The organism is Amycolatopsis benzoatilytica AK 16/65 (genome assembly GCF_000383915.1).
GTDB lineage: Bacteria > Actinomycetota > Actinomycetes > Mycobacteriales > Pseudonocardiaceae > Amycolatopsis > Amycolatopsis benzoatilytica.
The window spans coordinates 4198630-4221063 of record NZ_KB912942.1 but is presented as its reverse complement, the minus strand read 5'-3'; the positions used below and the strand labels follow the sequence as shown (position 1 = coordinate 4221063).

26 protein-coding genes are annotated in these 22434 nt (G+C 70.8%); 10 read left to right on the top strand and 16 right to left on the bottom strand.

What is annotated here, in order from left to right:
- Positions 1-117: 117 nt before the first annotated feature.
- From AMYBE_RS0119350 to AMYBE_RS0119340, 3 genes are all read right to left on the bottom strand, one after another.
- Positions 118-585 (bottom strand): SRPBCC domain-containing protein, encoded by a 468-nt coding sequence (locus AMYBE_RS0119350; protein WP_020661051.1) that lies wholly within the window; start codon positions 583-585, stop codon positions 118-120.
- Positions 582-917 (bottom strand): ArsR/SmtB family transcription factor, encoded by a 336-nt coding sequence (locus AMYBE_RS0119345; protein WP_020661050.1) that lies wholly within the window; start codon positions 915-917, stop codon positions 582-584. The genes AMYBE_RS0119350 and AMYBE_RS0119345 overlap by 4 nt, the downstream gene beginning before the upstream one ends.
- Positions 918-1286: 369 nt before the next feature.
- Positions 1287-1904 (bottom strand): TetR/AcrR family transcriptional regulator, encoded by a 618-nt coding sequence (locus tag AMYBE_RS0119340; RefSeq protein WP_020661049.1) that lies wholly within the window; start codon positions 1902-1904, stop codon positions 1287-1289.
- 64 nt (positions 1905-1968) lie between these two features.
- Here AMYBE_RS0119340 and AMYBE_RS0119335 point away from each other — a divergent pair, with 64 nt between their 5' ends.
- A complete protein-coding gene (locus AMYBE_RS0119335) occupies positions 1969-2556 on the top strand; it encodes a class I SAM-dependent methyltransferase (protein WP_020661048.1) in 588 nt (195 codons plus the stop codon).
- Between the two features lie 52 nt (positions 2557-2608).
- Positions 2609-4063 (top strand): amidohydrolase, encoded by a 1455-nt coding sequence (locus AMYBE_RS0119330; RefSeq protein WP_020661047.1) that lies wholly within the window; start codon positions 2609-2611, stop codon positions 4061-4063.
- 22 nt (positions 4064-4085) lie between these two features.
- Here the strand turns inward: AMYBE_RS0119330 and AMYBE_RS0119325 are convergent, their stop codons facing one another.
- Entirely contained in the window at positions 4086-4850 is a 765-nt protein-coding gene (locus AMYBE_RS0119325) for an SDR family oxidoreductase (protein ID WP_020661046.1), read from the bottom strand.
- A 101-nt stretch (positions 4851-4951) separates the two neighbouring features.
- On the opposite strand from AMYBE_RS0119325, the gene AMYBE_RS0119320 reads away from it, so the two are divergent.
- A complete protein-coding gene (locus AMYBE_RS0119320) occupies positions 4952-5791 on the top strand; it encodes a helix-turn-helix transcriptional regulator (RefSeq protein ID WP_020661045.1) in 840 nt (279 codons plus the stop codon).
- Here the strand turns inward: AMYBE_RS0119320 and AMYBE_RS0119315 are convergent.
- Positions 5788-6165: a winged helix-turn-helix transcriptional regulator gene (locus AMYBE_RS0119315; protein ID WP_020661044.1), complete on the bottom strand. Its 378-nt coding sequence runs from the start codon at positions 6163-6165 to the stop codon at positions 5788-5790. The two genes, AMYBE_RS0119320 and AMYBE_RS0119315, sit on opposite strands and share 4 nt — an antisense overlap.
- A 101-nt stretch (positions 6166-6266) precedes the next feature.
- On the opposite strand from AMYBE_RS0119315, the gene AMYBE_RS0119310 reads away from it, so the two are divergent.
- Positions 6267-7109: an NAD(P)H-binding protein gene (locus tag AMYBE_RS0119310; protein ID WP_020661043.1), complete on the top strand. Its 843-nt coding sequence runs from the start codon at positions 6267-6269 to the stop codon at positions 7107-7109.
- Between the two features lie 104 nt (positions 7110-7213).
- Here the strand turns inward: AMYBE_RS0119310 and AMYBE_RS0119305 are convergent, their stop codons facing one another.
- The 3 genes from AMYBE_RS0119305 to AMYBE_RS46210 form a co-directional block, all read right to left on the bottom strand.
- On the bottom strand, positions 7214-8083 hold the full coding sequence (locus AMYBE_RS0119305) for an SAM-dependent methyltransferase (protein ID WP_020661042.1): 870 nt from the start codon (positions 8081-8083) through the stop codon (positions 7214-7216).
- Positions 8084-8114: 31 nt separating this feature from the next.
- Complete coding sequence (locus tag AMYBE_RS0119300) at positions 8115-8981, bottom strand: helix-turn-helix domain-containing protein (protein WP_169515252.1); 867 nt, start codon at positions 8979-8981, stop codon at positions 8115-8117.
- A 164-nt stretch (positions 8982-9145) separates the two neighbouring features.
- The gene (locus AMYBE_RS46210; protein WP_027927803.1) at positions 9146-9394 is read right to left on the bottom strand and encodes a DUF397 domain-containing protein; all 249 of its coding nucleotides are present in this window, start codon (positions 9392-9394) and stop codon (positions 9146-9148) included.
- 42 nt (positions 9395-9436) lie between these two features.
- On the opposite strand from AMYBE_RS46210, the gene AMYBE_RS46205 reads away from it, so the two are divergent.
- Complete coding sequence (locus tag AMYBE_RS46205; RefSeq protein ID WP_245573218.1) at positions 9437-9607, top strand: hypothetical protein; 171 nt, start codon at positions 9437-9439, stop codon at positions 9605-9607.
- Between the two features lie 106 nt (positions 9608-9713).
- Here AMYBE_RS46205 and AMYBE_RS44095 read toward each other — a convergent pair whose 3' ends face one another.
- Complete coding sequence (locus tag AMYBE_RS44095; protein WP_020661039.1) at positions 9714-10583, bottom strand: GrpB family protein; 870 nt, start codon at positions 10581-10583, stop codon at positions 9714-9716.
- A 152-nt stretch (positions 10584-10735) separates the two neighbouring features.
- Positions 10736-10996, bottom strand: coding sequence for a hypothetical protein (locus tag AMYBE_RS0119285; RefSeq protein ID WP_154676246.1), 261 nt, complete (start codon positions 10994-10996; stop codon positions 10736-10738).
- Positions 10997-11118: 122 nt separating this feature from the next.
- Here AMYBE_RS0119285 and AMYBE_RS44955 point away from each other — a divergent pair, with 122 nt between their 5' ends.
- The 5 genes from AMYBE_RS44955 to AMYBE_RS0119265 all read left to right on the top strand — a co-directional run bounded on the left by AMYBE_RS44955 (position 11119) and on the right by AMYBE_RS0119265 (position 13756).
- Complete coding sequence (locus AMYBE_RS44955; RefSeq protein WP_154676245.1) at positions 11119-11397, top strand: hypothetical protein; 279 nt, start codon at positions 11119-11121, stop codon at positions 11395-11397.
- A 67-nt stretch (positions 11398-11464) separates the two neighbouring features.
- Positions 11465-12088: a maleylpyruvate isomerase family mycothiol-dependent enzyme gene (locus AMYBE_RS0119280; protein ID WP_020661037.1), complete on the top strand. Its 624-nt coding sequence runs from the start codon at positions 11465-11467 to the stop codon at positions 12086-12088.
- A 346-nt stretch (positions 12089-12434) separates the two neighbouring features.
- The gene (locus AMYBE_RS0119275; RefSeq protein WP_020661036.1) at positions 12435-12665 is read left to right on the top strand and encodes an HC3 family zinc finger protein; all 231 of its coding nucleotides are present in this window, start codon (positions 12435-12437) and stop codon (positions 12663-12665) included.
- On the top strand, positions 12662-13132 hold the full coding sequence (locus tag AMYBE_RS0119270; RefSeq protein ID WP_245573217.1) for a hypothetical protein: 471 nt from the start codon (positions 12662-12664) through the stop codon (positions 13130-13132). Before AMYBE_RS0119275 ends, AMYBE_RS0119270 begins: the two co-directional genes overlap by 4 nt.
- Positions 13133-13267: 135 nt before the next feature.
- Positions 13268-13756, top strand: a complete 489-nt coding sequence (locus AMYBE_RS0119265) for a DUF2127 domain-containing protein (RefSeq protein WP_020661034.1) — start codon at positions 13268-13270, stop codon at positions 13754-13756.
- Between the two features lie 6 nt (positions 13757-13762).
- On the opposite strand, the gene AMYBE_RS41965 is transcribed toward AMYBE_RS0119265, so the two are convergent.
- From AMYBE_RS41965 to AMYBE_RS0119235, 6 genes are all read right to left on the bottom strand, one after another.
- Positions 13763-14491, bottom strand: coding sequence for a PP2C family protein-serine/threonine phosphatase (locus AMYBE_RS41965; protein WP_020661033.1), 729 nt, complete (start codon positions 14489-14491; stop codon positions 13763-13765).
- Between the two features lie 88 nt (positions 14492-14579).
- Positions 14580-16412, bottom strand: coding sequence for an ArnT family glycosyltransferase (locus AMYBE_RS0119255; protein ID WP_020661032.1), 1833 nt, complete (start codon positions 16410-16412; stop codon positions 14580-14582).
- The gene (locus AMYBE_RS0119250; protein ID WP_027927802.1) at positions 16409-17674 is read right to left on the bottom strand and encodes a bifunctional glycosyltransferase family 2/GtrA family protein; all 1266 of its coding nucleotides are present in this window, start codon (positions 17672-17674) and stop codon (positions 16409-16411) included. Before AMYBE_RS0119250 ends, AMYBE_RS0119255 begins: the two co-directional genes overlap by 4 nt.
- A gap of 92 nt (positions 17675-17766) precedes the next feature.
- The gene (locus AMYBE_RS0119245; protein ID WP_027927801.1) at positions 17767-19587 is read right to left on the bottom strand and encodes a glycosyltransferase family 39 protein; all 1821 of its coding nucleotides are present in this window, start codon (positions 19585-19587) and stop codon (positions 17767-17769) included.
- A gap of 39 nt (positions 19588-19626) precedes the next feature.
- Positions 19627-21162 (bottom strand): sensor histidine kinase, encoded by a 1536-nt coding sequence (locus tag AMYBE_RS41960; RefSeq protein ID WP_051124740.1) that lies wholly within the window; start codon positions 21160-21162, stop codon positions 19627-19629.
- A gap of 315 nt (positions 21163-21477) precedes the next feature.
- Positions 21478-22344, bottom strand: coding sequence for a fructosamine kinase family protein (locus AMYBE_RS0119235; RefSeq protein ID WP_211226832.1), 867 nt, complete (start codon positions 22342-22344; stop codon positions 21478-21480).
- Between the last annotated feature and the right edge of the window lie 90 nt (positions 22345-22434).

Sequence of the window (22434 nt, the reverse complement as noted above, 5' to 3'; positions counted from 1 at the left end):
CCAGTCGCGGGCGAAACCGTCCCCGGTGTCCTCTGTGGACGAACCGGGCCCGCGGCTGACCTCGTCGAGTGTGCCGGACGCATAAGGGAGAGGTTCCTCCGCGATCCCTGCCGGGCGTCAGCCGGCTTCCGCGAGCCGTGCCAGCTGGCTGGTGACCGTTCCCCAGCCGTCGGCGAACCCGAGGTCAGCGTGCCGGTCCCGGGCGGCCGGGTCGGCGTGCCGGACGAGCACCCGGTAATCGGTGCCGTCCGGGTGGTCGAGGAAGACGATCTCCGCGGTCATCGCGACCGGTGCCGGATTCGCCGGACGCCAGCCGCTGTCGAGCGCGTTGGTGAAAACCAGCCGCTCGTATTCGTCCACCACCAGGAAACACGCGTCGAGGTGCGGCCCGAACGCCGCACCGTCCTCGCTCATCCGCGTGACGAACGCGCCGCCGGCGCGGACGTCCAGCCGCTCCACCCGGCAGCGCAACGGTGCGGGGATCCACCACCGCGCGAGGCTGGTCGGATCGGTCCAGGCGTCCCAGACGCGTTTGCGCGGCGCGCGGATCACGCGGTCGAGCGACAGGTCGAGATCGGGATTCACAGCGTTTCCTCCTGGCTGGTGACGAACTGCTCCAGCCGGTCAGCGCGGCCGGCCCAGACGCGCCGCTGTTCGGCGAGCCAGTCCTCGACGAGCGCGAACCGCTCGCGATTGAGCTCGCACGTACGCACCCGGCCGGATTTGACTGTCCGGATCAGACCGTGGGACTCGAGCATCCGAACGTGCTTCATGAACGAGGGCAATGTCATCGGCGCCTCGCGCGCCAAGTCTCCGACGCTCGCCGGTCCCTGCCCCAGTCGCCGCACTACGGCCCGCCGGGTGGGATCGGCGAGCGCGGTGAAGACACCGTCGAGCACGGTTGAATACTGAGCCATGAGGCTAAGTATTGCGCTGGCGGATGGTTAGCGCAAGGGCTAAGTGTTGGCGGGCGGGCGGCTGAGACGGCGGCGCGGGTGAACGTTCCCCATCGGATCACTGGATCTGGGTCGCGGAAAGATCTGCTCGGCCGCTGCGGGAACCCGGGTGCCTCCGCCCCTCGCGAGCCCGTGAAAACAACTCGGGCCGCGTCCGAAAGACGCGGCCCGGGTGCGTGGCAACCGAGGGAGTCGAACCCTGCGCGGCGTATGACGGCGGCGCCCCTGACCGGCCCTGACCCTTCGGCGGGCGACGGCTGCCTTGCTTACTCGGATTTAACGCCTGCCCCCGGCCAGGAATTCCCGTCGCCCGCGGTTCACCCGAAAGCCTCAGTCCGGCTGGCACAGCTGGCCGGTCAGCGTCTCTTCGGCCCACCGCTCCCACTTCGCGCCCGACCACGCCCGCTCCCGCGTGAACACCAGGTACAGCTCCGGGCTGAGTACCCCGTACAACACGTCCGCCGCGTGCTTGGCGGACACGCCTTCGCGTGCGCCCGGCTTTGTGATCAGCGACTTCGCGGCCGCCTGCTGCACCGTGTAGCGCGGGTCCCGGTCCGGCCACAGTGCCGGGATCTCCGGATCGGTCGCGGTCGCGGCGGCGATCACCGGGATGACTGGCGCGACTCGCTCCAGCACGCGGCGGGTGCCGCGGACGTGCAGGCGGACCTGCGCCGCCGCGGACGGTGCGGACAACGCGGACTGAAACCACTCGCGGCTCATCGTGTCGATCGGCTCGGCGTCGCCCGCGATCGTCGTGTCGACGACGTCTTTGAACAGGGTGCGCTTGTTGCCGAAGACGAAGTAGATCGTCTGCACCGCGACCCCGGCCCGCGCCGCGACGTCTTGCAGGCTCGTGGCCCCGTAGCCCTTTTCGGCGAACAGTTCGCCGGCCGCGGCGACGATCTTCGCGCGGGTCAGCCGGGATCGCTCGGACTTGGCAGTGCTCATGGAACGGAGTATATCTCTAGAGTGAAACACTAGAGTTTGACTCTAGTAACGGAGGAGGAAGAGCATGGTGCTGAGCAAGGAAGAGCTGGCGGTGCGCGACGAACTGGCGGCCTACTACGAGGCCGGACGGCCGCCGTGGGACTCCGGGATCACGCCGCCCGAGCTGGTCGAGCTGGTGGCTGCCGAGCCCGCCGGGCGGGCGCTCGAACTCGGCTGCGGGACCGGAACGAACGCGGTCTATCTGGCCGAACACGGCTGGGACGTGGTTGCGGTCGACTTCATCGAAGAGGCGGTGCGGCGGGCACGGGCGAAGGTCGAAGCGGCCGGCGCGGCGGTCCGGGTGGTGCACGGCGACGCCACGCGGCTGGACGAAGCGGCGGTGGGCGACGGGTTTTCGCTGGTGTTCGACCTGAGTTGCTACTGCGGCATTCCGCCGCACCGCCGCGACGCGTACGCGGCAGGCGTCACCGCTGCGGCGGCGAAGGGTGCGCGGCTGCTGATGTTCGGGTACGGGCCGGACGCCTTGCCGGACCTGATCTCCGGAGTCACCGCGGACGAGCTGCGCACCCGGTTCGCCGGCTGGGACCTGGTCGACGTCACGCCCGGCACGAACCCGTTCCCCACGTTCTGGTTCACCCTCCGCCGGCGCTGATTTTCCGCGAATCCGGCTTCACCCGGCCAACCCGGGCTGGCAGGCTGGGCGGATGGACGATCTTCTCCTCCGCCGCGTCCGGATCGGGCTGCGGGGCCGGCTCGCCGACGTCCGGGTGCGCGACGGCGTCGTGACCGCCGTCGAAGCGCCCGGCGCCGGTGACGGGTTCGCGGCGCGGGTGCTCGACGGGCACGGCGGCACGCTGCTGCCTGGTCTGGTGGACGCGCACGCGCACCTCGTGCAATGGGCCGCGTTCCGCCGCCGCATTCCGCTCGGCGAGGCGAAGTCGGCGGCCGGCGCGGTCGAGCTGCTGATGGAGAAGCTGCTGGCCGGTCCGGCGCAGGACCTGGTCGTGGGAGTGGGCTTCCGCGACGGGCTGTGGCCGGACCGGCCGCACAAAGATCTGCTGCAGCGGGCGCTTCCCGGCCGGGCCGTCGCGCTGTTCAGCGCGGACTTGCACACGCTGTGGCTCAGTCCGGCGGCCCTGCAGCTGATCGGCCGTGACCATCCGACTGGAGTTCTGCTCGAAAACGACTGCATGAGCGCCACCGCCGCGCTGCCGTCCGCGCCGGTGGAGGTCCAGGACGAATGGGTCGCGGACGCACTGGCCGCCGCGGCCCGCCGGGGAGTCACCTCGGTGGTCGACTACGAATACGCCGACACGGTCGCCGACTGGACCCGGCGCGCGGAAGGGCAGCGGCCGCTCGCCCGGGTTTCCTGCGTCATCGCCCGGTATCTGCTGGACGAGACCATCCAAAGAGGACACCGGACCGGCGACGTCCTCCAAGCGGGCGACGGCCTGCTGAGCGTAGGCCCGTTCAAGCTGTTCGTGGACGGATCGCTCAACACTCGCACCGCCTACTGCCACCAGCCATACCCGGGATCCGGCGAGACCGGGCTGCTGGAGTTGCCGCCCGAAGAGCTGGTGCCGTTGCTGCGCCGTGCCTGCGAGCACGGGCTGCTGCCCGCGGTGCACGCGATCGGCGACCACGCCAACACGATCGCGCTCGACGCGTTCGCCGAGACCGGCTGTCCGGGAAGGATCGAACACGCGCAGCTCCTGCGTCCCGAAGACGTGCCGAGGTTCGCCGCGCTCGGGCTGGTGGCGAGCGTGCAGCCCGCGCACCAGCCCGACGATCGCGACGTCGCCGACCGGCATTGGCCCGGCCGCACCCATCGCGCGTACGCCTACCGTGCGCTGCTCCAATCCGGTGCCCGGCTGGAATTCGGTTCGGACGCGCCGGTGGCGCCGCTCGACCCGTGGGACGGCATCGCGGCGGCGGTCGGCCGGACCGACGACGAGCGCCCGCCGTGGCATCCCGAGCAGGCTATTCCGCTCGAAGACGCGCTGGCCGCTTCGTCGGGAGGCCGGCGCGGAGTGCGGGTCGGCGATCCGGCCGACCTGGTGCTCACCGCGGCTGACCCGAGTGGACTGTCGACAAAGGAACTCCGGGAAATGCCGGTCTCCGCGACGATCCTCGCCGGACGCCCGACGTACCTGGCCTAGACCGCGGTGCGTCGCCGCTGCCTCACTTGCCGTGCGGGTCCGCGGCGTTCAGCGCCGCCACCACCTGGGCGTAGTCGCCGCGCGCCTCGCCGTAGCGGAGGAACTTGACGTTCTCCACCTGGATTTCGGTCGCGTCCGGCTGGGTTTCCAGCAGCGTCATCACCTCGGCCACGAAATCGGCCAGCGGCATGGCGAACTCGCTTTCCTCCTGGCCGGGCAGCAGCGCGGTGCGCACGGCCGGTGGTTCCAGCTCGACGATCTTGACCGTGGTGTCGGCGAGCTGCAGCCGCAGCGATTCGCTGAGCAGGTGGATCGCCGCCTTGGACGCGTTGTAGCTCGGCGTGGCCTTGAGCGGTGCGAACGCGAGCCCGGACGAGACGGTCAGGATGGTCGCGTCCGGCCGGGTCTGCAGGTGTTCGACGAAGGCGGCGATCAGCCGGATCGGGCCGAGCACGTTGGTGGTCACGACCGCTTCCGCGCTGTCCAGAAAGGACTCCGGCCGGTGCCAGTCCTCGACCTGCATGATGCCGGCCATCGGGACCAGCACGTTCAGGTCCGGGTGCTTGGCCAGCACCTCCTTGGCGGCGGCTTCGATGCTGGCCGGGTCGGCGGTGTCGATCCGCACGGTGTCCAGGCCGGGGTGATCGGCGGCGATCCGCGTGAGCAGCTCGGTGCGCCGTCCGCCGACGATGACGGTGTTGCCCTTGGCCTGCAGCTCGAGCGCGAGGGCGAGGCCGATGCCGCTGGTCGAGCCGGGGATGAAGACGGTGTTTCCGCTGATGTTCATGCCATTGAGTCTCGGCCGGGGACGGCGGTCGCGGCAGAGAGCGGACATCGGGGGATCGGCGATCCCTGGCTGGCGTGCCGGAGCGGCCGGATACTGGACACATGGACCGAGCTGAGCTGGCCGCTTTCCTGCGCAACCGCCGCGAGGGCTTACGGCCGGGCGACGTGGGGTTGCCGGTCGGCGCGCGGCGGCGGGCATCCGGTCTGCGCCGCGAAGAGGTCGCCGCGCTCGCGGCGATGTCGACCGACTACTACACCCGGTTGGAACAGCAACGCGGACCGCAGCCGAGCGAGCAGATGCTGGCCGCGCTCGCTCGCGCGCTGCGGCTGACCGACGACGAACGCGACTACCTCTTTCGCATCGCCGGTCGCAACGCGCCGTCTCCGGTGCTCGCGGCGACGCACGTCGCGCCCGCGCTGATGCGGGTGCTGGACCGGCTGTCCGACACCCCCGCGCTGATCCTGTCGAACCTGGGCGAGGTGCTGGTGCAGAACCGGCTGGCCGAGGCTCTGTACGGGGACCGGTCGCAGTACACCGGTCTGGCCCGCAGCGAGATCTACCGGTGGTTCACGAACCCGGAAGAACGGCAGGTCTACCCGGTGGACGACCAGGACCGGCAGGGCCGGGCGCTGGTGGCGAGCCTGCGGATGGCGCACGGGTCGATGGGCCCGCAGTCGCGCGCGGGCGAGCTGGTGCGGGCGCTGCGCCGGGAGAGCCCGGAGTTCGTGCGGCTGTGGGAGGACCACGAGGTGGCGCAGCGGTTCGCCGACCACAAGGTGCTGCTGCACCCGCAGCTGGGCGAGATCGAGGTGGACTGCCAAGTGCTGTTCACCGAGGACCAGTCGCAGGCGCTGCTGGTGCTGACCGCGCCGCCCCGCAGCGAGGCGTTCGAGAAGATCCAGCTGCTCGCGGTGCTGGGCAACGAGCAGTTCGCCGGTTAGCGGGGGAGCGGCCCGGTGTATTCGTCGCGGGCCTTCTCGACCGACGGCAGGTGTTCGTCGGTCCACTCGGCGAGCGCGGCGAACACCGGCGCGAGGCTCCGGCCGAGTTCGGTGATTTCGTATTCGGCGCGCGGCGGCACCTCGGCGTAGTAGTGCCGGTGCACCAGACCGTCTCGTTCGAGCTGGCGCAGCCGCTGGGTGAGCACCTTTCCGGTGGCGCCGAGCTGCCGTTCGAGCTCGACGAACCGGAGCGGTCCGTCCTGGTTGAGCAGCCAGAGGACCGGCGTCGTCCACCGGCTGAACAGCAGGTCGACGGCCGGGCTGATCCGGCACGCGGCGACCGGGCCGGCACCGGTCTGGTCGAGGGCGGTCACGGGCGCTCCAATACTTTCCAGGGGGAACCTACTGTACGGCCGGTTTTAGCCTCGCCGTACCGCTTTCGCACGGGAAGCGGGAACTGGCTGAGGAGAGAACCTTGATCGTCGTCACTGGGGCAACCGGGAATGTCGGCCGGCTGCTGGTCGAGTCGCTGGCCGAGGCGGGCCATGAGGTCACGGCCGTTTCGCGCGGGGTGAGCTCGCCGGTGCCGGAACGGGCCGGCGTCACGCCGATGGTCGCGGACCTGTCCGACGCGGGCAGCCTGACACCCGCGGTTAAGGGCGCGGACGCACTGTTCTTGCTGGTCTCCGGCGCGGGAGCGCACGTGGACGGGGAGGCGGTGCTGCGTACGGCGGCGGACGCCGGGGTCTCGCGGGTCGTCCTGTTGTCCTCGCAAGCGGCAGGCACCCGGCCGGAGGCGGTTTCGCACGCCCCGCTGGCCGCGTTGGAGCAGGTGGTGCGGAGTTCGGGTCTGGAGTGGACAGTCCTGCGCGCGGGCGGGTTCACCACCAACGCGTTCGCCTGGATTCCGTCGATTCGGGCACAGGGCAAGGTTTTCGCCCCGTATGGCGATGTCGCGCTGCCCGCGGTCGATCCGCTCGACCTCGCCTCGGTCGCGGCCGCGGCGTTGACCGGCGGGGTGCATGCGGGCCGGACTTATGTCTTGACCGGGCCGGAAGCGACCAGCCCACGCCAGCGGACCGGGATCCTGGGCGACGTGCTGGGCGTCGACCTGGAGTTCGTCGAGCTGGGGCCCGACCAGGCGCGGGAGCAGATGCTGCGGCTGATGCCGGCACCGGTCGCGGACGGGACGCTCGAGATCCTCGGGCAGCCGACGCCGGAGGAGGTCCGGGTTAGCCCGGACGTGGCCGCGGTGCTGGGACGGGAGGCGACGTCGTTCGCGGCGTGGGCGGAGCGCAGCGCCGCGGACTTTCGCTGAAACGGCGGACATCGCTTCGGCTGCCGTCCGTGAAGGGAACATTCCGGGACTCTGAGTCCCTCAATGTTCCCTTCACGGCCCGGCCCGGTCAGAAGCCAACGGTCTTACGGTTTGCGCGCCACCCCGGCCAGGATCACCGAATGCGCCGGCGACGGGAACTCCACCTGCGGCGCACCCGCGCCGGACTCCTCCGGACGCCACGACGGCGTCCAGGTGAGTCCCGGTTCGATCATCTCGAACGGCCCGAACAGCGCCTGGATCTCCGCGCGCGAACGCCAGATCACCGGGCTGCTGGACCGGTCGTACATCTGCTTCAGCTCGACCAGTCCAGTGCCGACCTCGGCCGGCACCCCCTCGTCGGTGATGTGCGAAACGGCCAGGAACGAGCCGGACGGAAGCAGGTCCCGGTAGCGCGCGACGACGGACGGGCCGAGGTCGTCGGTGCTGCCGCTGTCCTCGGCGGGCGGCTGCTGGACGTGCAGCACCGCGATCAGCAGCAGCGCGACCGGCTGCTCGACGTCGATCACTCCGGTGCCGGCGATTTTCTCCCAGAGGCCCTCGGGATCGCGCATGTCGGCGTGGATCACCGCGTGCCGGTCGAGATCGCCGGACTCGCGCAGCAGCGTCTCCGAGTGCGCGACGGCGACCGGCTCGTAGTCGACGTAGCAGACGCGGGCTTCGCCGGGCGCGACCTCGTCGGCGACCTGGTGCGCGTGGCCCATGGTGGGCACGCCGGAGCCGATGTCGACGAACTGCCGCACGCCCTGTTTCACCAGATGCCGCACGACGCGGTGCAGGAACAGCCGGTTGGCCCGGGCGATCGGGCGGATCAGCGGGAACTCGCGGATCACCTCGTCGGCGAACTGCCGGTCGATCGTCCAGTTGGTGGTGCCGCCGAGGTAGTAGTCGTACACCCGGGCCACGCTCGGGTGGTCGAGGTCGACCCCGGGGGGCGGGAAGGGTTCGTCGGCCACCGAGGGGGCTCCTTTCGTCGGTGCGGGCGGGTCAGCGGGCGCAGCGGCTGGCCCACTCCTTCAGGAACAGCAGGGACTGCTCGCGGGTGAGAGTGCCCGCGAGCTGGGCTTCCCAGGACTCCTCGTAGGAGGCGAAGCCCTCTTGGTCGGCGGGGACCGTGATGAGCTTGACTTTGCTTTCCTGGTAGGCGAAATCGGTGAGGTCCGGCTGGGCGAACCGGAGGATGGTGAAATCCTCGTCCGGGTAGGCGGTCGCGTCTCGCGGGAGGATCCGGATGTCCGCGGTGGGCCGGGTTTCCAGCAGTCGCACCATGTGTTCGAGCTGGTCGAGCGCGACACTGGTCTTGCCGCCGAAGACGAGCTTCTCGATGCAGCTGTACTCGAGCATGAACACGACGCGCGGCCCCGGCCCGTCGAACATCCGCTGCCGCGCCTTGCGTTCGGCGACCCGGTCGGTGACCCGTTCCTGCCGGCTGGCCTGGAACTGGGCGAGCATGTAGTACTCCGACTGGAGCAGCCCCGGGACGCGGTTGCCGGTCCAGCTCAGGATTTCCGACGCCGCTTGTTCCTTCGCGAGGATCTCGCGGAACCAGTACGGCGTGATCATCCGGCGCTCGGCGCGCCGTGCGGACGGGTCGTTGGCCTCGTTGAGCTCGCGCAGCAGCGCGGCTTCGCCGGGCGGGATCCGCAGCAGGTCGATGATCTTCTCGAGGTCCTCGGGCCGGGTGCCCGCCTTCCCGCTCTCGATCTTCTGGATCTTCGGCTGCTTGCAGCCGATCCCGCCGGCCAGTTCGGACTGGGTCAGTCCGCGGTCGGTGCGCCAGCGGAGAATCCGGGCGCCGAGCCGGGAACGCTGGGTGCGCAGGGACGGCGGTGGCTGCCGGACGGGGGAGGTCACCAGGAGCTCCGCATTCATTCAGGGCCAGTGGGGGATCTCCGAGCATAATGCGCCGACCCGGCGAGCGATACGCCGGGTCGGTGTTTCCGGTGGCCGAATTTTTCCGCGGGTTCACCGCAATGCGGCCGTCGGTTCGGCAGTCATGCCTGGCAGGCCGCGTTGTTTCAGCTGTCGAATTCCCCGCGCCGGACGGCTTCGAGGAACTCGGCCCATTCGCCGCGGTCGAAGACCAGGACCGGGGAGCCGGCGATCTTGCTGTCCCGGACGCCGACGAACCCGCCGGAGCCGAGGTTCACTTCGACGCAGTTGCCGGAGTTCGGCCCGCAGGCCGAGGGTCGTTGCCAGGCGTGCTCGGGAAATCCGGCGCGGCTGGGCGCTGTCGTGCTCGGGTCGTGCGGGTGGTCAGTGTCCACGGCAAACCCTTCGTCGGGCGGTGGAATGGAATATTCCACCGAATGCGGAACGAGTTCGGAATATTCCTCATGGTAAGGGCGCTGCGCGATCTTCCCGGCGAGGTAACGGGAATTCACTCGAATGGACAGTGTGGCGCGCTCATGCTCGTGCTGGTGCATGAGCACTTTCTGTTCGGCGATGCAGAATTCGCGGTATTAGCGGCGGAGAGTTGAGTATTTCGTAGTTTCCTTGGCCGGACGATGCGGCGAGCGGTCTGTGTCGCGACGGAGCAACGCGATTGCTGCGGACGGTGCAGGCGTCCGCGCCGGCCGGGTGCGGTCACCGCCGGACGCGGTAGGACGAGGTCTCTCCGAGTTTCTCGTAGTCCTGCTGGACTTTGTCGAAGAATGCCGCCTTGGCGCGGGTGTAGTCGTCGTAGTCCGGGTCTTCCGCGTGCTCCCGGGCGAGCTCGACCTTGGTCGCTTCGTACGCCTGCCGCCCGGCCGGGTCGGCACGGAGCCAGTCCCGGAACAGCACGCTGTAGGACCACCAGGGGCTGCCCGTCCGGCGGACGTGCAGGATGGCCGGACCGGCCGGATCGGCACGGACGTAGAGACGTTTGCGGTATGCCTCGTCCGGTGCGAGACCAGGGTCTTTGACCGTGTCGCGGTGGACGCCGGGGGAGTCGGGCCGCGCGCCGCGGGCGGGCAGGAAGCCGGCGGTCGCGAGCACCGCGTCGAACCCGGAGCCCTCGACCGGCAGCGGATCGGCGCCGATCTGGAGATCGACGTACGGTTTGGCGCGCAGGCCGGGTACCGAGGTCGAACCGATGTGGTCGAAGGTCCAGATGTCGTCGGCGATTCCGCGGCTGAGCAATGCGTCCCGGACCCGGCGCAGCAGCCGCTCGGCGAGGACGCCGTAGCGCGGATCATGCGCGCGGAGCACTGCTTTCGGTGCCGGCGGCGCCTCCGCACCGGCGAGGAACCGGGCCAGCGGTTCGATCCGGTCACGCCACAGGCTGTCCACCGGCTCGTCGACGAGGGCATCCGCGTCCGGATCGGCTGAATCGTCGCCGATCACGAGCGCGGCCAGTCCGGGCCGGTCGACGATCGCGAGCGTCAGCCATCCGCGCTCGTCCAGCCGCGCGAGGCGGGCGGCCACCTGGCCCGCCTGGGGTCCCGACCGTATTTCGACTCGCAGCTCCGGCACGTCTCGCGTCCTCTCCGTCGGCGGCCACGCGGCCGCCGTCGAGGGTGCCACTCCTCGTCTCCCGGCGCCCGGCCCTGCCCGGCCGGGCGCCGGGAGCGCAGGACGCGGGCGACCCGTGCAATCCCGGCCGCCGGCGCCCGCTTCGGGGATGGTCAGAAGGACCGGGTTGGCTTGCGCCGCTTGCGGATCACCGCACCGGTCAGTCCGAGCGCCAGCCCGCCGGCCGCGCCGGTGCCGGCGATCGCGCCGGCTGCCGCGAAGACGATCGCGGCGGCTCCGGCGGTCAGGGCCAGCAGGACCACGATCACCTGCCACGTCTGCGTCGATCCGCTCATCGGCCGGGACGGCAGCGCCGCCGGCCGGGCGGTCCGGCGGAGGGCCGGCGTGTCCGGCTCGTGGAACGTGACGGTCACCCGGCGACGCTTCACGGCGACCCCCTCCGGCACGTCGCCGATCAGGTGCGAACGATCAGTCCAAGGATATGCCTGGCCTGCTTTTTCAGTGCCAGGACCGGTCATCGTAAGTCCCTTTCCAGGTGGTCGAAAAGATCGGAGAACACGGTTTTCCAGGTCGCATCCAGGTCGCTTCCGGAGAGCTGTCCATGATCGCGCTAAGAATGGAATATTCCACCATTAAAGTGGGCTCTGGCCTGCGGCAATGCCATCTTCTCATGCCCGGTGCCGACCGCGTCAACCCGGATCGGGAATTTCTTTCCGCGACCATCTCTGCCTGCTGTTTCCGGGATTGTCCGGGTGGTCGGGCGCTGCCCTCGTGGCCGTCGCCGAATGTCGACGCCGCTAACTGGATCGGGTGAAACGCTGACCCGGCCCAGGCTGCTACGGTGGTCGGCATCCGCCGATCGGGGAGGGCAGGGGGAGGGCATGGACGTACGCACGCTGGCGCGCGAGGAACGCCTCGACTTCGCCGACTTCCTGGAAACGCTGGCGCCGGGCCAGTGGGACCACCCGACCCTGTGTACCGGCTGGAACGTGCGCGCGGTCGTCGCCCACGTCGTGAGCTACGACGAACTGGACGGCCGCCAGCTCGCACGACGGTTCGCCCGCGCCCGGCTTTCCCTTGCGCGGTCGAATGAAATCGGCCTGGCGGAGTACCAGGTGCGCCCGCCCGAGGAGCTGATCGGGGTGATGCGCCGCCACCCCCAGCCCGGACGGCGGCTGGGCAAGTTCGGCGGCATGGTCGGTTTCCTGGACGGCTTGATCCACCAGCAGGACATCCGCCGCCCGCTGGGCCTGCCCAGGACGATCCCGGCGGCGCGCTTGCGCCGGGCGCTGGAGCTGTCGCTGCGCGCCCCGCCGGTCGGCGTCGCCCGCCGGCTGCGCGGCCTGCGCGCGGTCGCGACGGACGTGGACTGGGCCGTGGGCAACGGAATCGAGGTCCGCGGCCCAGGCGAGGCGCTCCTGCTGGCTCTCGCCGGCCGCGGGGCCGCCGCCGACGACCTGACCGGTCCGGGCGCGACGGTGCTGGCGAGCCGCACGACGGGGTGATCCGGCGCGACCGGGCTTGCGGGTGCAGTGGGGGCACCTGCCCTGAGTGCGAGTTCGGGAAGCGAAGCGATGCCTGGCGCCCTGTGCCTGGCAGGTCCCGTGCGGCGCTGTCCAGCGTCTCGCCTCGCCGCCGGCGCCCCGGAATCCGCGCGGCCGGAGCCAGGCAGGTGTCATCAACTGGTGACAGCTGGCTCGCCGAAATCCGGCTCGGTGCGTTGACGCACTCAGGATTTCCGTGCGGTTGCAGGAAAAATTGGCACCGTGATGATCACCCGGACCGGTGAGTTGCGTTACCGGCCGTCGACACGCCAAATAGGACTCCACGCACCACAAGGGGAGGAGTCCGGTGTTCAGATGGCAACAGGCGGAAGGGAAACGGCACGCGTTGGACGCGCCGTTCGCGCCGAGACCGGAGGAAACGTTCACCGCGCTCTGCGGAGTGGATGTCACGGTGGCTCGCCACGACATCCCGCAACTGGGCGGGCATTGGTTCGACCCGACGTGCGCCGAGTGCGCCGAGGAATGGTTGCGCAGGGCCGAGCAGGCACGGCGGGCGGCGGACCGGTGCCCGGCGTGAGCAGTCGAAGCACCCCGCCCGGCCAGCGTTGCGCGGTGCCGTCCCGGCCCACCGGGCCCGAACTGATGCAATGGATCCGCGACCTGCAAGCCTCACTGGCACTGGACCTCGCGTTCCTGACCCGGGCCTTGGACGAACGTTCGCCGCGTCCAGACGCCGTACGCGACCTCGGCGAACGGCTGCTCGACCTGGGCCAGGCCCTGCTCCGCCGCGCCGACCGGATGAACGAGGCCGTCCTGTCCAGCCTGCCCTCGCACGGATGGCTGCCCCAGGCGGGCGCACCGCGCACCGCTGCCCGGACGGCACACCAAGTCGGCCGCCGCCCGCTCCGGTGCGGGCCGGTGTATCTGGGGCTGTGCGGCGCCGCGTGCTTCCCGGTCTACGGCCGAGATCCGCACGACCGCACCAGCAGGTACGAACGATGCACCGAATGCCTGCGCAAAGCCGCCGCCCCCGCCCGGCCCTGACGATGCAACCTCAGCAAACCCCCGCCGCACCGCGCGACGGGCGCACCTTTCCCCCAACCACGCCCAAACCGCGACACACCATGAAAAACCACTCGCAACCCTGCATCACCAGCGCTTTTCCGGTTATCTGTACCCATGACCGACGACGACGCGCCGACCCGCAGCACCGAGCGCCTATTCCGCATCGCCATCACCCTGAAAGGACTGGACGGTGCCTTCCAGTTGATCGGCGCCCTAGTCCTGGCCTTCATCCCGGCCACCGCCGTCACCGGTCTTGCCAACGCGGTCATCACCCGCGACCTCCTCGGCGACCCGAACGGCACCCTCGCCCGTCACCTCGAACTGGCGGCCGAGCACTTCGCGGGCGGCGGTACCAAGACCTTCGCCATCGGCTACCTGCTGGCGCACGGCCTGATCAAACTCCTCCTGGTCTGGGCTCTGGCCCGCAAATGGCTCCGCGCCTACCCGGTCGCCATGCTCATCCTGGCCGCGTTCGTCGTCTACGAGCTCTACCGGGCGGTGCAGACCGGCTCGATCGCGCTGCCGTTCTTCGCCGCCCTGGACGCGCTGATCATCGTCCTCGTCTTCCGCGAGTACCGGGCACTCAAACACGCTCACGCCTGACCGGACTCAGGCGGCGGTCGGAAACCTCTCCGTCACCAGCGAAGCCGATTCCGAGCCCGGTTCCGGCACCACGGTCGGCGGTGCCTCCACGAACAACGCCGTCGCATTGTCGCGCCCGCCCAGTGCGATCGCCGTCGCCACCAGCGCGGAGGCACCGCGCGCCGGGTCGGCCAGGATCGAGTCGATCGTGGCCGGCGGCAGCACCTTGTGCACTCCGTCGCTGGTCAGCAGCAACCCGCCGGACGTCGTCGACGTCGTGCCGATCTCCTCCGGCCGCGCGGTCCGCACGCTGGTGGTGACCAGGTGCTCCATGCGCGGCGAGTACGGCTGATGCCGGGACCGGAAGTACTCGGCCATCGTGTGGTCCTGGGTCAGCTTGTGGATCATCGACCCGTCCCACGCGTACGCTCGCGCGTCCCCGACCCACGCGATCTGGTACCCGCCTTCGAACGGCATCGCGACCACCAGCACCGCGTCCCCGGTGCCGCCCAGGCGCTGCAACGCCTCCTGCGCCGCCAGGATCGCCCGGACCGGACCGGCCGACAACGGGGTGCGCGCGGCTGCCGCGGCGGCGACCTGTGCGGCCCGTCCGGCCCCGGGATCGTCGCCGACCCCGTCGGCGAGGGCGAAGGTGATCCCGCGCGCCCCGGCGGCCGCGTACGCGCTCACCGCGTCGGCATTGCGCGCCCGTGGTCCTTGCTCGCTCGCGGTGTGCCAGCGTGGGTATCCGGCCATCGTGACCTCCCGGACGTTCGCGGCGGATGACTCTCCGTGCTTCCCAGAATGCGCCTTCTTCCTGGGAGGAGGCTGAGGATTCCCCAACTCACCGGGTGAGCTGGTAAACAGTTTCGGCGCCGACCGTGGTCGCGGTGAAGTTCGCGGCCACCCATTCGCCGATATCGCTGGATCCGCCACCCGGGCCGCCGCGGCCGCCGTCGACGTAGTAGGCGATCTCGCCCGCCGCGACGTACTGCTTGAACTGCGCCAGCGTCGGGGCCGGATCGCTGCCGTCCCAGCCGCCGATGCCGATCACCGGTTTGCCGCTCGCCAGTTCCAGGCTCGCCGCCGATTGCGAACCGGTCGTCGCGGCCGCCCACTTGGTCGTCGTGCTGGCCAGCAACTGCGCGACGGCGCCGCTCGTCTCGTCCATGCCGCCGCCGAAACCGCGCGTCCCGGTGGTCCGCGGGCCTGAAACAGGGATGGAACCGTTGTGCGACAAGGAAGCCGTCTCCAGCGCATACCCGGCCGTCGACATTCCGAGGGTCGCGACGACCGTCACCGCCACGCCGATCAGCACCGTCCGCGCTCGGGGCAGCCCGACCACCACGACGGTGCTCACGAGCAACCCGAGCAGGACGACGATCCATCGCAACGCGGGCAGCCAGTCCGGCGTGCGATCGAGGAGAACGAAGTCCCACCCCGCGGTCGCCGCGATCATCCCGCCCAGCGTCAGCCTCGGCGCGAGGTGTGCCCGGCCATGCCACAGCGCGCGCCCGGAAATCGCGACCAGTGCGGCGATCGCGGGCGCGAGCTGCACCGAGTAGTACGGGTGCACGGTGCCGCTCATGAAGCTGAAAACCAGCCCAGTCACCAGCAGCCAGCCGCCCCAGACCAGCAGCGACGCACGCGTCCGGTCGGTGCGCACGGCCCTCCGGGTGAACCACAGGCCGGCCGCCAGGCCGATCAGCGCGGCGGGCAGCAGCCAGGAGATTTCGGTGCCGAAGCTCGCGCCGAACATCCGCCCCAGGCCGGAACTCCCGCCGAACGCGGTGTTGCCGGCACCCATTCCGCCGCCCATGCCACCGCCGCCGTTGCCCTGGCCGCCGAAGATCCGGCCGAGCCCGTTGTACCCGAGCGCCAGCTCCAGCAGGCTGTTCCCGGTCGACCCGCCGATGTACGGACGCGAAGCCGCCGGCCACAGCTGCACCAAAGTCACGAACCAGCCCGCGGACAGGACCACTGCCGCGCCCGCCGCGAGCAGGTGCAGGAATCGTTTGCCCAGTCCGGCCGGCGCGGCGACCAGGTACGCCAGTGCGAACGCGGGCAGCACCAGGAACGCCTGCATCATCTTCGTCAGGAACCCGAAACCGAGTGCCACACCGGCGAAAACGAGCCACTTCGGGCTGGCCTTCTCGATCGCCCGCACCGTGCAGTACGCGCCGGCGATCAGCAGCAGCGTGAGCAGCGCGTCCGGGTTGTTGAACCGGAACATCAGCGCGGCGACCGGGGTCAGCGCCAGCATCGCCCCGGCGAGCAACCCGGGCAGCGGGCCGGAAACGCGGCGCACCGTCAGGTACAGCAGCCCGACCGCGCCGACGCCCATCAAGGCTTGCGGTGCCAGGACGGTGAAGCTGGAGAATCCGAAGATCCGGGCGAATGCCGTCCCCACCCACAATGCGGCGGGCGGTTTGTCGACAGTGATCACGTTCCCGGCGTCGAGCGAGCCGAACAGCCACGCCTTCGCGCTCTGCGTGCCGGATTGCACGGCCGCCGCGTAGAAGGAGTTGCCGAACCCGGATGCGGTCAGGTTCCAGAAGTACAGGACAGCGGTCAGCGCCAGGAGACCGAACACCGACGGCCGGACCCAGCGCGGCCGGGCGGGACCGCGCGCCGGGGCGCCCGGGGCAGGGTGGCGGCGGGTCAGGACAGTGGTCACGAAGGCTCCTCGGCGGCGGCACGGCGCGGGTTGAAGACCCACCCGCGCAAGAGCAGGAAGCGGAGCACGGTGGCGGCGAGGTTCGCCAGCACGAGCACGACGGTCTCCAGCACCAGCCCGGGATGGGTGGTGTGGTTGAGCAGGAAGAGCGAACCGCTGGTCAGCGCCAGTCCGAGACCGAACACGATCAGCCCTTCGAACTGGTGCCGCCCCGCTCCGGCTCGCCCGCGCACGCCGAACGTCACGCGCCGGTTGACCGCGGTGTTCGCGATCGCGGTGACGAGCAGCGCGGTGAAATTGGCGGCCTGCGCGCCGGCCATTGTCCGCAGCAGCAGGAAAAGCAGCAGGTACGCGACGGTGCTGGCGACGCCGACCGCGGCGAACCGCACGAGCTGCTTGACCAGGCTGGGGGACACGCCGGCGGCCTCCACTCCGATCGGTTCGCGGCCGAGCTGTTCGCGCAGCCGGTGCACCGGGATTTCGCCGGTGAGGGTGGCCCGGGTGACTCGCGCGATGCCCTTGAGGTCGGCGGTCGCGGTGGCGATGAGATCGACCGACGAATCCAGGTCGTCGACCCAGTCCACCGGCACCTCGTGGATCCGGAGTCCGGCGCGCTGGGCGAGGACGAGCAGTTCGGTGTCGAAGAACCAGCCGGTGTCTCGCACGTGGGGGAGCAGCGCGCGGGCGACGTCGGCGCGGATCGCTTTGAACCCGCATTGCGCGTCGGAGAACTTCGCGGCGAGCGTGCCGCGCAGAATCAGGTTGTAGCAACGGGAAATGAACTCGCGCTTCGGGCCGCGCACCACGCGAGCGCCTCTCGCCAGCCGGCTGCCGATCGCTACGTCCGAGTGCCCGGACAGCAGCGGCGCGACGAGCGGGTCCAGCGCGGCGAGGTCGGTCGACAGGTCGACGTCCATGTAGGCGAGCACGGCCGCGTCGGAGGCGGACCAGACGGTGCGCAGCGCCCGGCCTCGGCCCTTCTCGTCCAGGTGGCGCACCGTGACCTCGGGGAACTCCCGGGCCAGGCGTTCGGCGACGGCGAGAGTCTTGTCCGTGCTCGCGTTGTCCGCGACGGTGATCCGGTACGGATACCCGGCGCGTTCGGCGAGGTGCGCCCGGAGCCGGCGGATGCACCGCTCCAGGTCGGTTTCCTCGTTGTAGACCGGGATGACGACGTCCAGCACGGGCTGAGGCCCGCCAAGGCCGACCGGTGTCGTGCCGGGCCGCGGTGCGCCGCTGCGGGAGGGGGCGGTGGCGTTCATGGCTGCTACCGTCGTCCGCTGGGCTTTGGCGGCCATGTGGTGTTCCTGTGGCTGTCCTGTGCGAACGCGCGTCTCGGCCGCGCAAACGGAACTCAGCCAGCCAGGTCGTACACCGCCACCCCGTCCACTGTGGTCGATCGGTAGTTTTCCGCCACCCACTGCGCGATCTGCTCGGCGTTGTCGCTGCCGCTGCTGCTGGCCCCGCGCATCGTCATGCCCTCGCCGAGGAAATAGCGGATTTGCCCGTCTCGGACGTACTGCTCGAACTGCTCCAAGGTCGGGTACGGGTCGGTGCCGTTGAATCCGCCTACCGCCAGCACCGGTTTGCCGCTGCCGAGCTGATACCCGGCCGCGTTGTTGGACCCGACCGTCGCTGCCGCCCACCGGTGGTTGCCGGACTGCTGCAGCAACGCGGTGAGGTTCGGTCCCGCCTCGGACGCACCGAGCAGCCCGCCCGCACCGCCGCCGAACATGCGCCTGGTGCTAGGACCGGCAGACGGGATCGCGCCGCTGTGCGGGGTCGCCGCGGTAGCGACGCTGTACGCGCCGGTCCCGGCGAGCAGTACGACCAGCCCGAGGACGGCGGCGATCCGGCCGAACTGCTGGACGAAAAACAGGGCGATGGCGGAGAAAATCCCGAGGACGAGCACCGTCGGAGCGAGCCACGGCTGCCACGAACCGTTCAGCAGCAGGTACGAGGTCACGGTCGTCAGCGCGACTCCGCCGCTGAGCAGGCCGATGGCCGTCGGGTCGCGGCGGATCCGCCACAGCTGGACCGCGGCGATGCCGACCAGCGCGGCGATCGCCGGGGCCAGCGCGACGGTGTAGTAGGGGTGGATGATGCCGCCCATGAAGCTGAACACCGCCGCGGTGATCAGCAGCCAGCCGCCCCAGAGCAGCAGCGAGGCGCGACCGCGGTCGGTACGAGGCGCGCGGCGGGTGAACCACAGCCCTGCCGCGAGCCCGAGCACCGCGGCGGGCAACAGCCAGGCGATGCCGCCGGCCATTTCGCTGCCGAACAACCGGAACAGCCCCGTGCTGCCCCACCCGCCGCCGCGGCTGCCGCCGACGCTGCCGGTCTCGTCGCCGGTGATCCGGCCGAAACCGTTGTACCCCAAGGTGAGTTCGAGGAGGCTGTTGTGCTGCGACCCGCCGATGTAGGGCCGGTCCGCGGCCGGCCACCACGCCACCGCCGCGAGGTACCAGCCAGCGGAGGCGACGATCGCGCCCAGCCCAGCGAGCAGATGCAGCAACCGCTTGCCAACCGGTGCCGGCGCCGCGACGAGGTAGGCCAGCGCGAACGCGGGCAGCACCAGAAAAGCTTGCAGCATCTTGGCGAGGAAACCGAATCCGACCGCGACTCCGGCCAGTGCCAGCCAACTCGGGCTGGCCTTCTCGATCGCGCGCACCGTCGCGTAAGCCCCTGCGACGAGCAGAAGCACGAGCAATGCGTCCGGGTTGTTGAACCGGAAGATCAACGCTGCCGCTGGGGTGAGCGTCAGCACCGCGCCGGCGATCAGCCCGGCCGCCGCGCCGGAAGCACGTCGGACGGTCGCATACAGCAGCCAGGTCGAACCGACCCCCATCAAGGCTTGCGGCACGAGAATGCTCCACGCGCTCACACCGAACAACCGCGCCGAAAGGCTCATCACCCACAGCGCGGCCGGCGTCTTGTCCACCGTGATTCCGTTGGCCGCATCGCTGGAGCCGAAGAACAGCGCCTTCCAGCTTTGCGACCCGGCTTGCGCGGCGGCGGAGTAGAACGCGTTGGCCCAGCCGGAGGCGCTGAGGTCCCACAAGTAGAGCGCCGCGGTCGCGACGAGGAGGACGGCGAGAGAGGGCCGGACCCACCTCGGTGCGGGGCGTGCGGCGGGCGCGCTCGGGGCAGCATCAGGGGTCGCGACTGCGGTCATGCCAGCAGCGTTGCGGCCGGACCTGGGGCCGGCATGTGCCTACCCTGTGTGCCCGCTGTGCGACCTGGGGTCACGCGCGACCTCGAGCGGCGGTCGCTGCGCCGGAACCGCGGTCGGCAGCCGCACCGCGAACTCGGTGTGCCCCGGCTGGCTGCGCATCTCGATGGCGCCGCGGTGCGCGCTGACCACCGCAGCCGCGATCGCCAGGCCGAGCCCGGTCGACCCGGCCGCACGGGACCGGGACGAATCGCCGCGGGCAAACCGTTCGAACACCGCCGGCTGCAGCTCCTCGGGAATGCCCGGCCCGTTGTCGGTCACGGTCACGACCGCGCTGCCGTCCGCCGACCTGGCGAGCGCCGTGACGACGGTCGACCCCGGCGGCGTGTGCACCCGGGCGTTCGTCAGCAGGTTGGACAGCACCTGGTGCAGGCGCTGGACGTCGCCGAGGACGAGGATCGGCTCATCCGGAAGCCGCAGCTGCCAGACGTGGTGGGGACCGGCCACGTGCGCGTCGCCGACCGCGTCCGCGACGAGACGGGTGAGGTCGACCTCGGCGAAGTCGAGCGGGCGCCCGGCGTCGAGGCGCGCGAGCAGGAGGAGGTCCTCGACGAGCGTCGTCATCCGGTCCGCTTCGGACTCGATGCGCGTCATCGACCGCGCGACGTCCGGCGAGACCTGGCCTCCGGCCCGCCCGGACCGGCCCGCGAGCTCGGCATACCCGCGGATCGCGGCGAGCGGCGTGCGCAGCTCGTGGCTGGCGTCCGCGACGAACCGGCGGACGCGCAGTTCGCTGGCGTGCCGAGCCTCGAGCGCGGACGAGATATGGCCGAGCATGTGGTTCAGCGCCGCTCCGACCTGGCCGACCTCGGTCCGCGGGTCGGTGTCCTGATCGGGAACGCGCACCGTCAAGTCGACATCGCCGCGATCCAACGGCAACTCGGACACCCGCGAAGCGGTTTCCGCCACCCGCTCGAGCGGACGGAGGGTGCGGCGCACCGCGAACGCGCCGAGCATCGCCGCGCCAGTGACACCGGCCGCCGCGACGCCGAACAGAATCAGCCCGACGGTCAGCAGCGTCTGCTGCACCGGTGCCAGCGGAACACCGGTGACGACGACGCCGTCCGGGATGGGAAACGCGGTGAGCCGGTAGTCGCCGAGCGTGCCCAGCGGTCGGCTGTAGGCACGGCCGTCGGCGGGAAGGCTTTGCAGGACAGCGAGTTCGTCGGAGGTGAGGGTGATGCGCTGGCCGTGCGGGGAGAGGGATCCGCCGTCGACGAGGATCCCGTCGGCGAAGTGCGCGTTGACCGTGCCCGCCCCTTGGCCGGGCGCGTCGAGCGGATTGCGCCCGCCGTCGCCCGGCGGACCGCCCCGGGTGGCGAAATCCAGCGCCCGGGTGGCCGCGGCGGACAGCTGGCCGTCGGTCTGGGAGATCAGGAAGGCACGCAGCGCGAACTCGCTGGCGACTCCGATTACCAGGCACACCAGCGACAAGAGCACCACGACGGACACGGTGAGTTTCGCGCGCAACGACCGCCGCCCCATCCGGGCAGCCGCGATCCTGGTGCGAAGACTCATGCTCCCGAGCGTGCGTGGCGACGGTGTGGGCGCGATGTGTGCTTCCTGTGAGCCGGCTGTGCGGTTGGGGCGATTCGGGGGATTCCGGTGATTGCCGGGGCGCTGGGCGGGCACCGGGATGGGACCGGGGTGGGGCCGACCGGGGTGCGCCGGGCGGTGCGGGCGGGCGGATGCATCGACGGCCCGGGCGCGGCTGGGCGCGTGGAGGGGAGACTGCGGCAGGCCCGAGACGCTCGGCCTGCGACCCGCTGGCCTGCGCGGCCGGTCGTGGCCGAATAGCCGGGCCATGCCGGGCTTCGACCGGGTGAGCGGGCGTTACCCGAGCGAGCGGGCCGCAGCCACCGCTTGCCCGGCATACGACTGTCCGAACAGGACAGTGTGCACCAGCAGCGGGAATAGCTGATGCAACCCGATCCGCTCGCGGCAGCCCTCCGCCAGCGGCGCGACCTCGTCATAGGCGGCGATGATCCGCTCCAGCCCAGGGCATCCGAACAGGCGAAGCATCGCCAGGTCCGTCTCGCGGTGGCCGCCGTGTGCGGCCGGATCGATCAACACCGCACCCCGGCCGTCCCACAGCACGTTCCCGCTCCAGAGGTCGCCGTGCAGCCGGGCCGGCGGTTCCGGCGGTCCGGCCATCGCCGGGATCCGGGCGATGGCGCGCTCGAAGGCCGGCGCGTCGAGCATCCCGGCGTCGACCGCCATCCGGACGTATGGCTGGACCCGATGCTCGGCGTACCACTCCGGCCACGACTCGCCCGCAACGTTCCGCATCGGCGCTGTCCCGATCCATGCCTCGGTCATGCCGCCTGGGGGAGCGGCACCGAACGCCGGTGCGCCAGCAACCTGCATCCGGGCGAGATCCCGCCCGAACGCCTCCGCTCGCGCAGACCCGGGCACCGTGACCTCGCCAGCCTCGCCAGCCTCGCCAGCCTCGCCAGCCTCGCCAGCCTCGCCAGCACCCGCTCCAGAACCAGCCGACCCAGAACCCGCGCCGACCCGATCCACGACAAGCCACGCCTCGTCCGCACCGCGCACCCGAGCCACCCGCACCGCACCCGCCGCCGCCAGCCAGCGCAGTCCGGCCGCCTCCGCCAGCGCCGCACCTGGCGCGTGCGCCCGCTTGACCACGACCTCGTAACTCTGATCTCCGTCAGTAATCACTATATCACTGACAGTGCCCATCGGGCGAGCGGAAACCACCCGCATGCCCGTCAGCCGCGCAGCCGCCGCGGCCGGACCTTCCCGCTGCTGACCGGAATCCACCCGGGGCAC

What these genes read in the sequence shown, in the direction of transcription:
- AMYBE_RS0119345 (WP_020661050.1), bottom strand. Translation starts at nt 917, where the DNA reads ATGGCTCAGTATTCAACCGTGCTCGACGGTGTCTTCACCGCGCTCGCC.
- AMYBE_RS0119340 (WP_020661049.1), bottom strand. Translation starts at nt 1,904, where the DNA reads ATGAGCACTGCCAAGTCCGAGCGATCCCGGCTGACCCGCGCGAAGATC.
- AMYBE_RS0119335 (WP_020661048.1), top strand. Translation starts at nt 1,969, where the DNA reads ATGGTGCTGAGCAAGGAAGAGCTGGCGGTGCGCGACGAACTGGCGGCC.
- AMYBE_RS0119330 (WP_020661047.1), top strand. Translation starts at nt 2,609, where the DNA reads ATGGACGATCTTCTCCTCCGCCGCGTCCGGATCGGGCTGCGGGGCCGG.
- AMYBE_RS0119325 (WP_020661046.1), bottom strand. Translation starts at nt 4,850, where the DNA reads ATGAACATCAGCGGAAACACCGTCTTCATCCCCGGCTCGACCAGCGGC.
- AMYBE_RS0119320 (WP_020661045.1), top strand. Translation starts at nt 4,952, where the DNA reads ATGGACCGAGCTGAGCTGGCCGCTTTCCTGCGCAACCGCCGCGAGGGC.
- AMYBE_RS46205 (WP_245573218.1), top strand. Translation starts at nt 9,437, where the DNA reads ATGCGGAACGAGTTCGGAATATTCCTCATGGTAAGGGCGCTGCGCGAT.
- AMYBE_RS0119280 (WP_020661037.1), top strand. Translation starts at nt 11,465, where the DNA reads ATGGACGTACGCACGCTGGCGCGCGAGGAACGCCTCGACTTCGCCGAC.
- AMYBE_RS0119265 (WP_020661034.1), top strand. Translation starts at nt 13,268, where the DNA reads ATGACCGACGACGACGCGCCGACCCGCAGCACCGAGCGCCTATTCCGC.
- AMYBE_RS41965 (WP_020661033.1), bottom strand. Translation starts at nt 14,491, where the DNA reads ATGGCCGGATACCCACGCTGGCACACCGCGAGCGAGCAAGGACCACGG.
- AMYBE_RS0119250 (WP_027927802.1), bottom strand. Translation starts at nt 17,674, where the DNA reads ATGAACGCCACCGCCCCCTCCCGCAGCGGCGCACCGCGGCCCGGCACG.
- AMYBE_RS0119245 (WP_027927801.1), bottom strand. Translation starts at nt 19,587, where the DNA reads ATGACCGCAGTCGCGACCCCTGATGCTGCCCCGAGCGCGCCCGCCGCA.
- AMYBE_RS41960 (WP_051124740.1), bottom strand. Translation starts at nt 21,162, where the DNA reads ATGAGTCTTCGCACCAGGATCGCGGCTGCCCGGATGGGGCGGCGGTCG.
- AMYBE_RS0119235 (WP_211226832.1), bottom strand. Translation starts at nt 22,344, where the DNA reads ATGGGCACTGTCAGTGATATAGTGATTACTGACGGAGATCAGAGTTAC.